The following is an 11,448-nucleotide window of genomic DNA, read 5'->3' as shown; positions in this document are numbered from 1 at the left end:
TGGATGGGGGGCTGGACGACTGCAGGCTCGGGGCGGGGCGCCGCAAGCAGCGAGGCCGCCTGGGCAGTGCCCCGGCGGCCTCGCGGGTCGTGCTCGGGAGGCGGGCGGGCTGCCCGCCGACCTCAGTGATGGTCCTCGTAGCCGGTGAACATGGCTTTGAAATGGGCCAGCGGCGTGTGGCCGAGGGTGGCCAGGTAGGCGTGGGCGACGAGGAAGGCGCTGAAGAAGAAGAAGAGGACCACGTGCACGGTGTCAACGATCTTCACCCCACCGAGGATGTCGATGTAATTGGCGAAGCCTTTGATCCGCCACAGGAACAGCCCGGTAATCATCTGGGCAGGCAGGAACAGGAACATAATGCCCAGGTACGCCTTCTGCTGCAGGGCGTTGAACTTGTGGTCCGGGGTCATGGTGTGCGGGTTCTTCTCCCCTTTGAAGTAGCCAGAGGTATAGAACTTGGTCTGACGGATGGCGTCGGGGATGAAGGTCTTGGGGTTGGGGAAGTAGAGGCGGATCTTGCCGGTGCCGAAGTAGAACGAGACCCACAAGGCGTAGGCGCCGATGACCACGAAACCGACGTAGTTGTGGATCCGCACCGCCTCTTCCAGAGAGAAGAAGCTGAACATCTCGGCAAAACGGATCTGCAGGCCGGTCACGATCAGCAGCACAAAGCTTACCGCGTTGACCCAATGCCATACTCGAACGGGGGCGGGGTGGACGTACATCTTCTTGGGGTGTTCAGCCGTGTACACGGAATGGATATGCAGCTTGCGTGCCTGTTGTTGCATGGTGGCCCTCCTTACAGTTCATCATGCTCGCGCCTGCGGTTGGGGATGGTCGCAATCCGCGCCAGGAGATGGATCGTGACCACCGCAGCGGCCGCCGCGATCATGCCGACCCCGATCTTGTCCAGTAGCCGGATCCGTGTGCCGCCCAGGGCGTAGAAGTGGCTCACATGATAGCTCTCCAGTACCGCCCGCTCCACATTGCTGTGGGTGGTCGTCCGGTCCGGCTCGGCCAGGGTCAGGCGCACCTCCTCGAAGAAGGGCGACGTGGGCACGTGGCACTGCTCGCATTCGCGGTTCGCCACTCCCCGGTTGACGTGGTGCACGGACGGCTGCAGCTCGATGACCAGCTCACCATGGACGGTAACCCGCACGTCCTTCTGCCGGAGCAAGAAGACCATGTCATCGAATTCGCCGGCATTGATGACCTGATCCTTGTTGCGGTCGACCAGGGGCAAGAAGTCCGCCGGAGTGGTGCCCATGGCGGTCATCAGCTCGGGCGTGGTCAGGAAGCGGTTGTTGACCAGATCAAAGAAGCGCAGGTTGATGTGGCGGGGGGCGTCCGGCGCGTGGCAGACCGTGCACTCCACGAAGGCGAAATGGGTTTCCTTCTGGGGCAGCCAGTCATGGAACTTGCCAGGGTTGTGGCACTTGAGGCAAAAGGCGTTCTCCCGCTCCAGTACCGAGTTGGCATCCAGATGGGAGGTGTAATGGTATTCGTGGCAGGCGTAGCAGGGGATGTTGATGCCCTTGCCGCTGGCCTTGCGGTGGACACTGTTGGTGTAGGCCCGGGCCTCGGCGTCGTGGCAGTTGTCGCACGATACCGGCTCGGCACTGGTGGAGTGGGGAACCTCGTTGTCGAAGTTGAGGGTGGCCAGGTCGCTGTGGCAGTCGACACAGCCGATGCCGTTGATGTTGTGCACCGAGTGCTTGAAACGGTTGCTGTCGACAAAGAGCTCGTGCTTGATGCCCTCCGACGCCGCCCGGCTGAGTCCCGCGTCGCTGTGGCACTCAAGGCAGTCGCTGTTCTCTGTCGCCCCGACCATGCGTGGCGTGGCAGCCCCCACACAGACGATGACGAAGCAAGAAAGGAGCGCCAACCTGACGAGTACTCTTCCCATTTCTCGTACCTCCCCCATTGTGGGTCATCCCGATGTCCTGTGGTTGCCGTGGTCAGTGCCGCCGTGCGCAGGCTGTGGTCGCCTCACCTCCTGGTGTCTGCATGCTCGGGCCCGTGTCTCGGGGTCGCCCACCCGGCTACACAAGTGTGGCGCCCGTGCTTCATCCTGCAACACTTCGCATTGGACTACCTGGCTTGCCTCTTGTCAATATAAATATAAACCCCTGCTGGCAGAAATTGACGAATCTCTATGGTTGCGGTAGGTGACTGGATAGCCGAAGTGCCGCAGCCAGGAGGCGCCGGCTTTCGCGGTGGTGCGGTTTCGGGTAAGCTCCCGGACTGGTGCCGTCGCTGGCGGCTTCTCTGGGGGCCGGCTGGCTCGGCCGCCCCAAGTTCTCCTTCCAAGCCCTTTGGATCTCACCCAGCCCATGGCAGACACGACAGAGATACCGGCGTACACGAAGTGGGGGGCCAGGCTGACAACCCTGGTCATGCTGCTCCTGGCCTTTTTTCTTCTCAAGAACTGTGCCGTGTCGCTGGTGTATGGCCCGGCCACGGAGGAGGCGGCCCTGGAGCAGTACCGGCAGATGGGGCGGCAGGCTGGAGAGCGGCAGGCGGCAGGCGAGCCACCGGCGGCAGAGCCGGAGGTGGCCAATCCGCTCCTGCGCAAGGCCTATCAGGGAGGGTTTCGCGAAGGGTACGATGCGGCCCGCGGCCACTGACCCGGCCGCAAGGCAGGCGCGGCAGGGAGGCTAGCGGGGTGGCTTTAGGGGGGGCAACCCCTGGAAGACCCGGCCGAAGAACCGCTCGCCCAGCAGAAAGCCGGTGCCGAGCAGACCGAGACTGCCCAGCACCACCAGAAGCTCGGCACTGGAGGGGGCGTACTCCAGATGGGGCGGCACGCCATCCCAGCCCCGAAAGGCGGGGATGATCTGGCCGGCAATCAGGATGTCATAGCGCTGGAAAAAGGCACCTACCAAAGCCAATGCTGCCGCAAGTCCGATCAGCCGCGTCCGGGTCAGCCGGCTGGCGAGGAGCAGGCCAAGGGGGGCCACGAGGCCGAGAGCGGTTTCGAAGATCCAGAAGTTGGTCGCCAGGGGGCCGGAAATGAAGAGCTGCGCCCCCTGCCGCAGTTCGTCCGAGTCGGCGGTGGCAAGACCGTACAGGCGCCAGCCGTTCAGGACCAGGACCAGGACGACCAGACACAAGAAGGTGCGGGTCAGGCGGGACAGCGCCGCCGTGCTGTCCCGGTCCAGGCTGCTGCCACGGATGGCAGCCGCCACGACGGTGGCCGCCACCAGGGCGGCACTACCGGACAAAAGAGCCGAGACCAGGAGCACCAGCTGCAGCTGTCCGGGCTGCCAGACTGGCGGGTCGGTCGCGGCCGTGACCATCGCCGCCAGGTTGTTGTTGGCGGCCAGGCCGGCCAGGGCACCAAGGATGCTCATCTTCAGGACCGATCCCTGGCCACCGCCGGCGACCGAGACCATGGAGACAAACTCCAGGGACATGGATCCCACCATGATCCCGTACAGGGTGCTCATCCACCAGATGTTGGAGGTGAGGTTGGGGGAGGTCATGTTGTAGACCAGGAGGCGCCAAGGGTGCTGCACCTGGAGGGTGATGGCGAAAAAGGCCGCCAGGAGCAGGATCACCGTGAGGTAGATGGCGCGGTTGCCCAGTGGGGCCAGGCCGGTCCGGCGGACCAGGTGTCCGGCGGCAGCCAGGAGGCCGACGCCGGTGGCGGTGACCGTGAAGAAGCCGAAGGTCGCCACCATGATCCCCCAGGGGATCTCCCGGGAGAGATTGAAGGCACTGCGGTGACCGATCAGCTTGGCGTAGATGCCGGCCGTCAGGCCAAAGATCGCCAGCAGGGCAAAAAGGATGATGGCCCGTCTGATCTGTTCGGTGTCGAGGCGTGATTCCTCAAGAGCCTCGATGGGGAATTCTTCGGACATGGTGGGGTCCTGGCCTCGGCCCGGCTCAACCGGGGTGGCGGCCGTCGGCGTTGGAAGGTGTCTGCTGCCGGAGCCAGACAGCGCCGACATGGCAGGCCTGGCAGCGGCCGGTCACCGCAAAGGCGATCCGGCCATCGTGGCAGCGGCCGCACAATCGGCCGGCCGCCATGGCCGCCATGGTGAAGTCCGGGTCGGCCTCCGCTTGTCCGGCCTGCCTGGAGAAAGGATCCGGGTGGCAGGCCTCACAGCCTATGTCCGGCCGGTCGTGGGTGCGGTGCTGGAAAAGCACGGCCTTGATCGGTTTTGTAAACAGCACCGAGCCGGGCGGGGCCGGGGCCGCAGCCATGAGCGGCCGGGCCGCAGCGAGCCAGGCCGAGCACAGGCCCAGGGCCAGCAGGCCGAACGAGGCGAGGAGGCGGCGGGCGGCAGGGCAAGGCATGGGTAACGGTTTTCCGGTGCGGGGCAGCGATGGCGGCTCAGCCACGGATGTAAAAGACATGGGGCAGGGTGCCCAGCTCAGGTCGCAGCACCCAGATCGTCTGGCCAGGCGCGTGGAGCAGGCGATGGGCTTCGCTCTCCGAGTCCTTGATGTCACCGAAGACCAGGGCGGCGGCCGGGCAGGCCTCGGCGCAGGCCACGGGCTTGCGTCGAACCAGGCGGGAGTGGAAACAGAAGTCACACTTGTCCACCGTGCCTGTCTCGTCTTTCATGTAGCGGGCGTTGTAGGGGCAGGCCGCCACGCAGGCCCGGCAGCCGATGCACCGTTGGCCTTCCACCAGCACGATGCCGGTCTTCTTGTCCTTGTAGGTGGCCTTGGAGGGGCAGGCCCGGGTGCAGGGCGGCTTGTTGCAGTGGTTGCACAGGGTGGGCAAGAACTCCCGCGGCCGGTCCTGATCAGTGTCCTGCAAGGCCCGGGCGAGTACCGCGATCCGGAAGCCGTACGCCGGCACGTTGTTGGTGGCTGCGCAAACCTCCACACACCGCTCGCAGCCGATGCAGCGGTCCAGGCGCACCACCATGGCATGATGGGGCGAATAGGGATGGCTACCCAGGGGCCCGGCGGGGTGCAGCCGGAAGGCTGCCTGCGCTGGCCGTGCCGTGGTTAGACCGAGGATGCCGCCTCCGCAAAGGGTGCCGGTGACCACCAGCCCCAGGCGCAGGAAGGCACGACGGTCGAGCAGGGCTGGCGGCGGGCCGGCCTGGGAGGAACGGGGAAGCTTGGGAATGACGGATCGTGGCATGGCCTGTCGAGTGCCGCGTGCAACAGGGTCTGCTGCACTGGGGCAAAAAAAAGTGTTGCATTATACGGTCCGTGGCGGAGCCCGGTCAAGACCAAATCCATGGGGTGGCGCGGCGGCGTTCCGGGCCGCCCTCTGGGGGAGGTCAAGGGCATTTCCGTCCTAACCCATTGATCTCGTTGCTGAAGGCAGGGTCACGTCACGGACGTTGCTCCGGTGGCTTGCCGCAACACAGCTGTGGCAGCGGTGGCCGGCGCGCACTCGGCCGACAGCTTCTTGACTTTATCCGTGCTTTGCGCTTAGCTGCTGGATGCAACGCTCTTGGGTGCGTTGTTTTGTAACCTCTTGATATTGTGCAGTGTTTCCTTCATTCGTCCCCGCGGGTGCCGATGGCCGGCGTCCCCGGGGGGCCTGGACCGAGGATGGAAGCCATGAGCCTGCAGGCCGATCAGGGAGCACGCATCCTGGTCATCGACGATGAGGAAAACCTGCGATTGACCTTCGAGCGCTTCCTGGAGCTGGCCGGCTACGGAGAGGTCACCGGGGTGGGCACCTTCGAGGCCGCTTTGGCTGCGGTGCGGCAGCAGGAATTCGACCTCATCATCAGCGACATCGTGCTGGAAGGGGCCTCGGGAATCGATTTTCTGCGCCAAGTGCGGGAAGACGGCCGCCGCTGCCCGGTGGTGATGATCACCGGCTACCCGAACATCGAGACCGCCACCGAGGCGGTGCGCCTCGGCGCCTTCGACTATCTGCCCAAGCCGGTGAAGAAGGATGCCCTGCTGCGGGTGGCTGGCCGCGCCTTGGAACAATGGGCGCTGCAGAAGGAAAAAGAGCGCTTTGAGGAGGAGAAGGAGCGCAGCCGCTACTTTCAGGAAACGATCCTGCGCTCTGTCCGGGAGCTGATCATCACCCTGGATCCTGACCTCAAGGTCGTGGACATGAACGACATGGCCCGGGACTGGTGCAAGGCCTTCCTGCCGGAGCTGGGGGCAGGCATCAGCCTGGCGACCCTGGCGCAGCCGGTAGCCCAGGCCCTGATGCGGGATGCGCTGCGGGTGCTCAAGGACCGGGAGGAGGTCGGGGAGCACCGCCTGGAATGGCTGCGGATGGATGGCAGCCGGGGCATCCTCAGCGTGACCGCGGCCCGCCTGCAGGATCACCTGGGTCGTTTTCTCGGCGTGGTTCTTACCGCCCGGGACGTCACCCATCTGGAGGACCTGGGCGAGCGGGGGCGCCGTTCCAGCTTCCACCGGCTGGTCGGGGCAAGCGTGGCCATGCAGCGGATCTATGCCCTGGTCGAAAATGTCGGCCAGGTGGATACCACGGTGCTCATCACCGGCGAGAGCGGCACCGGCAAGGAGCTGGTGGCCGAGGCCCTTCACAACGAGAGTCCGCGCCGGAGTCGGCCCCTGGTAAAGGTGGACTGTACCGCCATTCCGGAGGACCTGTTGGAGAGCGAGCTCTTTGGTCACAAGAAGGGCGCCTTCACCGGTGCCGAGCGGGACCGGCTGGGACGCATCCTGCAGGCGGACGGTGGCACCTTGTTCCTGGACGAGATCGGCGACATCTCGGCCCGGATGCAGCTCCGGCTGCTCCGTTTTCTGCAGGAGCGCACCTTCTACCCAGTGGGCCGGGATCAGCCCATCCACGTGGATGTGCGGGTCATTGCGGCCACCAACGCTGACCTCAAGCAGCGGGTCCGGGATGGCGCTTTCCGGGAAGATCTTTACTTCCGCTTGCGGGTGGTGGACATCATGCTTCCGCCCCTGCGGGAGCGTCAGGGCGATATTCCGCTTCTCGTCCAGCACTTCTTGCAGCGCTTCAACGCGCGGATGGACAAGGGGATCAGTGGGGTGTCCGACCAGGCCCTGGCAGCGTTGGAGGCCTATTCCTGGCCGGGCAACGTCCGGGAGCTGGAGCACGTCATGGAGAGGGCCTACGTGCTGTGCCCGGGCAGCACCATCACCGTGGAGCACCTCCTGGCCGACGTGGTGGCAGGAGCCGGTCCGGCGGCCACCGCTGGCCGCCTTGCGGCGGGCGCGCCGCAGGGCGGGGCGGCAGCCTTCCCCGGGGAAGAGGCGACGGCGGACGACGGGGACGAGGTGGGGCGCATCCTGCGGGCGCTCCGAAAAGCGGGCGGCAACAAGGCCAAGGCGGCACGCCTCCTGGGTATCGATCGCAGCACCCTGTACCGCAAGATTCTGGCCCACAACATCGACACAGAGGTTGACGAACCCCTTCCCTGACCGTCGGCCCTCCCGGTCGCGCCGTTCCCACCCGTTTTTCGGCCTTCTGCTGCCCTGCCCCTGGACTTGATTGCCGGCCGCGCCGGAGGCGAATCTTGACCGCCGCCCTTGGCCGGCGTGGCGACACTGTTGCCACAGAAGTGTGGCGTGCCACAGATTTGGCCACACCCCGGTATTGTGTCAAGGCTGGCGGACGGCCGGTGGTGTCTTCCAGCCAAACGCCTTTTCGGGCGGCTGGTCGGGGGCTTCGGCGGCGAGGCAGGGGGTGGGCTGATGTTGGCATGCCCTATGCAGATCATTCCCACGCAAGAGAACCTGCAACACCCGGGGCGGCATCATTCTGAAGAACCGACAGCCACCACAGAGGGGGAACGATCATGACAGAGACAGCGCGGACGGTGAACGAAGGACTGAGCGCGGCTGAGGCCGGGGCAACCAGGACCAAGAAGGCGGACGTGGTCTTCGGCATCATCATGGGCGCAGCCAGCATCTTCGGCATCTGGGGGGCGGTCAGCCTCCTTATCTCCCTTTTGACCCTTTAGGAGACGGGGCAAGCGGCTCGGTATGATCAAACGACGCCGTCCCCAGGGGCGGCGCTGACAACAACAGCGGCGACCCCGCCGGTGCAGGCAGCAAGGAGAGCCACCATGGCGAACACGACGCACACCACGGAAAACCGGATTGGCAGGATGGCCCACGAGGTGGAGATGGGCAGGCTCGAGGCTGGGCTGTCCCGGTCTGGAGTAGGGGTCATCATCACCATGTCGGCCCTGGTGGGGGTCTGGGGTGTGCTGTGTCTGGTGGGCGGCCTGGGCAGCGCCGATGGCTTGCGCGCCTTGGGACGCGGTCTGCTCACAGCCCTCACTGGTCTGTGAGCCCTGCATCAAGCCGTCTGCTGCGGCTGGCCCCCCTTCCGGGGACGGCCGGCCGCAGCCCTGCCGCTCCCAGGCCGGAACGGCCCCTGCCAGGGGAGTCGTTCCGGCCTTTGCCGGGTGGGGGTCCCGCAGCGGCCGGTCTGCACACCCCGGCTCAGCCCGCGCACCGGTCCCGCCTTGACATCGGCCCTGCTCCCCCCTTTTTCCTTGTCACTGGGGCCCTTTTCTTCGGGTCCTGACCGATTCCCTTCTTTCCGAAAGCGCCGCGCCGCGTCAGCTTGCGTTTGGTGGCCATCGCTCCTGTAGCGGCGGTCGTTGCCGTGATGGGCGATGCGCCACAGATCTGTTGCGCCGGGGTGTGGCGTGAGACACTGCTGCTGCAACAGATCTGCTGGCGGATTGACTCCGTCTTCTCATGATTTATCATGTGATATCAGCATGTTAACAAATGAATTCCGCCTCATTTTTTGGACAGCGCTCCCGGCGGCCCGCCGCCATCGCCCGTCGTCCGAGCCAGACGGGTGTTGCGCCGCCGTCGCCTGCAACACCCGGCCGGCCCCCGGGGAGGACTCCATCGTAACTTGTCGGACTTCTTGAATAAAGTTGACGGCCCCCCGGGGTCGGTCTGGGGAGGTCCCCTTTGCGGCCGCCGCGCCAACAGCCAACAGGCGCCGGCGGGCGCGGGATCCAGGCGAGCCGACCAGGATTGGCACGGTCTCTGCATAGCGGTCCGGGAAGGAAAGCCAATCCGGCCGAGGTCTGGGAGACACCGGTCAAAAGTCCAAACAAAGGAGATCGGGGAGGTCGAGCGATGTCGAGTGCTGTCTGTACGGCGACAAGGGCGGTGGGGATGGAAGTGGAAAGGGCACGGCGATCGGTCCGGGAGCTGTGCTTCTGTCTGGTGCTGGGCGTGACCACGGTTGTCGGCATCTGGGGGGCGGTCAGTCTGCTCATTGCCCTGGTGCACTAAGCTCACACCTGTGACCGAGAACATCCCGGTCGCAGCGGCAGCGGTCTTCCTGGCCGCCGGTCCGGGGCCGGGATGCAATACCAATCAGAACGAGGAGGAATAGACATGGAACAGGGCAAGAAGAAGGGGTCGTCAAGGTTGTTCTTCCATTCCGTGGTCTTTGTTGGCGCCTTGATGACCATCTGGTCTTCTGCGGCCGTACTGAGCGGCCTCGCCCAGGTCGGCTGGGATGTGTCGGAGCTGTTGCGGCAATATCTGGTAGCCGTCGGTGTGATGCAGGAGCACCACACCTTCGTCGACTTCTATACCCACATCAAGGGCGTCGAGTACCTCATCTGTGCTGCCTTCCTGAGCAGCTTCCCGGTCTTCTTCCGGTACCTGGATCGGGGCAAGGCCGGTGCTGAGACGGCCTGATGAAACCCCGCTCCGCAGCCCGGCCACCGCCGCCGCTGGCGGCGCGGCCGGGTCCGGGCGGACGGCAACGACGGAATCCGGGACACTAAACCATACCGATGGAGAGGAGCGAAGCGATGAAGCGGAAGCACTACCTGATTGCAGGGCTGGCAGGCCTCGTTGTTCTGGCCGGGGCGCAGGCAGGCGTCACCGCCATGGACGCAGCGGATGCGCCGGCTGACATCGAGATCAACTCCCTGGCCCAGCTCTACGAGCCAGTCCAGTTCGACCATGCCATGCACGTGGATGCCACCAGCGGGAGCTGCGTCACCTGCCATCATCACACCACCGGTGCCCCGGCCGAGGATCCCAACTGCGCCCGTTGTCACAGGACGGCAGCCGAGTCGGATGTGGTGGGCTGCAAGGACTGCCACTCCGCCAAGCGCTTTGAGGCGGACTACCTCAAGGGTGTGGCCGAGAACAAGGCCTTGTACCATACCGAAAAGGTGGGGCTGAAGGGCGCCTATCATCTGCGCTGCATGGGCTGTCACCGGGAGATGGGTGCCCCCGTCGGCTGTCAGGACTGTCATTCCCGGACCGATGCCGGTGACAAGATGTTCCGTGCCGGCAAGTATGCCCCGGCCCCTGGCACGAAGCCCGCAGGCAGCCACTGATCCTTGGCTTCACCTTTGACCACGCGATCGCGGAACGGAAGGAGATCGATGATGAGCACACTGAACCGCAGAAAATTCCTGAAGGGCGGCCTCCTGGGTGGAGCCGCTGCCACAGTGCTGGGGACGAAGAAGGCGGAAGCGGCCCATTCCTTTGGTGGCTATCCCGAGTCCATGGGCGTGCTGGTGGATCTGACCCGTTGCGTGGGCTGCCGCAGCTGTGAAGCGGCCTGCAACAAAGAGCAGGGCTTGCCGACCCCAGCCCAGCCTTTCGACGACCAGTCGGTCCTGAACCAGAAGCGCCGCACCTCCGAGGGCGCCTACACGGTGGTCAACCGTTACGAGGTGCCGGGTCAGGATCATCCCTTGTTCCGGAAGATCCAGTGCAACCACTGCAACGAGCCGGCCTGCCTCACCTCCTGCTTCGTCAACGCCTACAAGAAGACGCCCGAAGGGGCGGTGGTCTATGACGCCTCGGTGTGCGTCGGCTGCCGGACCTGCATGGTCGCCTGCCCGTTCTACGTGCCGGCCTACAGCTACTCCAGTGTCCTCAACCCGGTGGTGAAGAAGTGCATCTTCTGCTACGACACCCGGCTCAAGCTCGGTCGGCCGCCGGCCTGCGTGGAGGCCTGCCCCCAGGAGGTGCTGACCTTCGGCCGCCGCCAGGATCTCATCAAGCTGGGACATGAGCGGATCCGCAGCAACCCGGATCGCTACGTGGATCATATCTACGGCGAGAAGGAGGTGGGGGGCACGGCCTGGATGTACCTGTCCTCGGTGGGCTTCGAGAATGTTGGCTTTGACACCGAGCTGGGCAACGAGCCGATCATCAACTACGTCAAGGAGTTTTTGACCATCGTGCCCATGGTGCTGACGATCTGGCCCGCCCTCTTCGGCGGCTTCCACCTCCTGGCGACTCGTAAGGAGGCAGTGAAGAACGAGCAACAGGCCAACAAGCGATAACCAGGAGGAGCTGCATCCATGAGAACACTCGTTGCCAACGGGCACACCCCGGTCACAACCCCGTACAAGGAGGAGGGCAAGACCCTCTGGACCGTCAAAGAAAAGCTCCTGCTGGGCCTGACCCCCCAGGAATACCTGGCCCAGCTGGTGCGCAACCCCTTCAACTGGGTGCTGGCCGCGATCTTCGCGGTGGGCGTCCCGGTGACCGTCTCCCGCTTCATCTTCG

General features: G+C 65.0%; 14 protein-coding genes. 9 read left to right on the top strand and 5 right to left on the bottom strand.

Annotated features, from left to right (window positions below):
- Positions 1–122: 122 nt before the first annotated feature.
- Both AB1634_16495 and AB1634_16490 read right to left on the bottom strand, forming a co-directional pair.
- Positions 123–788, bottom strand: coding sequence for a cytochrome b/b6 domain-containing protein (locus tag AB1634_16495; protein MEW6221115.1), 666 nt, complete (start codon positions 786–788; stop codon positions 123–125).
- 11 nt (positions 789–799) lie between these two features.
- Positions 800–1,831 carry a cytochrome c3 family protein gene (locus tag AB1634_16490; GenBank protein ID MEW6221114.1) on the bottom strand — a complete coding sequence of 344 codons (1,032 nt, stop codon included), beginning with the start codon at positions 1,829–1,831 and terminating at the stop codon, positions 800–802.
- A 502-nt stretch (positions 1,832–2,333) separates the two neighbouring features.
- Between AB1634_16490 and AB1634_16485 the strand changes: the two genes are divergently transcribed.
- Entirely contained in the window at positions 2,334–2,627 is a 294-nt protein-coding gene (locus tag AB1634_16485) for a hypothetical protein (GenBank protein MEW6221113.1), read from the top strand.
- 30 nt (positions 2,628–2,657) lie between these two features.
- On the opposite strand, the gene nrfD is transcribed toward AB1634_16485, so the two are convergent.
- From nrfD to AB1634_16470, 3 genes are read right to left on the bottom strand one after another with little or no spacing between them, the layout of a single operon-like run.
- Positions 2,658–3,863, bottom strand: coding sequence for an NrfD/PsrC family molybdoenzyme membrane anchor subunit (gene nrfD / locus AB1634_16480; protein ID MEW6221112.1), 1,206 nt, complete (start codon positions 3,861–3,863; stop codon positions 2,658–2,660).
- 25 nt (positions 3,864–3,888) lie between these two features.
- Positions 3,889–4,302, bottom strand: coding sequence for a c(7)-type cytochrome triheme domain-containing protein (locus tag AB1634_16475; protein MEW6221111.1), 414 nt, complete (start codon positions 4,300–4,302; stop codon positions 3,889–3,891).
- A gap of 37 nt (positions 4,303–4,339) precedes the next feature.
- On the bottom strand, positions 4,340–5,104 hold the full coding sequence (locus tag AB1634_16470) for a 4Fe-4S dicluster domain-containing protein (GenBank protein ID MEW6221110.1): 765 nt from the start codon (positions 5,102–5,104) through the stop codon (positions 4,340–4,342).
- A 428-nt stretch (positions 5,105–5,532) separates the two neighbouring features.
- Here AB1634_16470 and AB1634_16465 point away from each other — a divergent pair, with 428 nt between their 5' ends.
- The 8 genes from AB1634_16465 to AB1634_16430 all read left to right on the top strand — a co-directional run.
- Positions 5,533–7,350: a sigma 54-interacting transcriptional regulator gene (locus tag AB1634_16465; protein MEW6221109.1), complete on the top strand. Its 1,818-nt coding sequence runs from the start codon at positions 5,533–5,535 to the stop codon at positions 7,348–7,350.
- Between the two features lie 377 nt (positions 7,351–7,727).
- Positions 7,728–7,892, top strand: a complete 165-nt coding sequence (locus AB1634_16460) for a hypothetical protein (GenBank protein ID MEW6221108.1) — start codon at positions 7,728–7,730, stop codon at positions 7,890–7,892.
- A gap of 105 nt (positions 7,893–7,997) precedes the next feature.
- On the top strand, positions 7,998–8,225 hold the full coding sequence (locus AB1634_16455) for a hypothetical protein (protein MEW6221107.1): 228 nt from the start codon (positions 7,998–8,000) through the stop codon (positions 8,223–8,225).
- Positions 8,226–9,036: 811 nt separating this feature from the next.
- The gene (locus AB1634_16450) at positions 9,037–9,195 is read left to right on the top strand and encodes a hypothetical protein (GenBank protein ID MEW6221106.1); all 159 of its coding nucleotides are present in this window, start codon (positions 9,037–9,039) and stop codon (positions 9,193–9,195) included.
- Positions 9,196–9,300: 105 nt separating this feature from the next.
- Positions 9,301–9,609 (top strand): hypothetical protein, encoded by a 309-nt coding sequence (locus tag AB1634_16445; protein ID MEW6221105.1) that lies wholly within the window; start codon positions 9,301–9,303, stop codon positions 9,607–9,609.
- Between the two features lie 116 nt (positions 9,610–9,725).
- Positions 9,726–10,262: a cytochrome c3 family protein gene (locus AB1634_16440; protein ID MEW6221104.1), complete on the top strand. Its 537-nt coding sequence runs from the start codon at positions 9,726–9,728 to the stop codon at positions 10,260–10,262.
- Between the two features lie 48 nt (positions 10,263–10,310).
- The gene (locus AB1634_16435; protein ID MEW6221103.1) at positions 10,311–11,222 is read left to right on the top strand and encodes a 4Fe-4S dicluster domain-containing protein; all 912 of its coding nucleotides are present in this window, start codon (positions 10,311–10,313) and stop codon (positions 11,220–11,222) included.
- An 18-nt stretch (positions 11,223–11,240) separates the two neighbouring features.
- Positions 11,241–11,448, top strand: a 208-nt coding sequence (locus AB1634_16430; protein ID MEW6221102.1) for a polysulfide reductase, incomplete at its 3' end; no start/stop codon positions are given.

This window comes from Thermodesulfobacteriota bacterium (assembly GCA_040755095.1).
Lineage (GTDB): Bacteria > Desulfobacterota > Desulfobulbia > Desulfobulbales > JBFMBH01 > JBFMBH01.
This window is presented reverse-complemented; position numbering and strand designations above follow the sequence as displayed.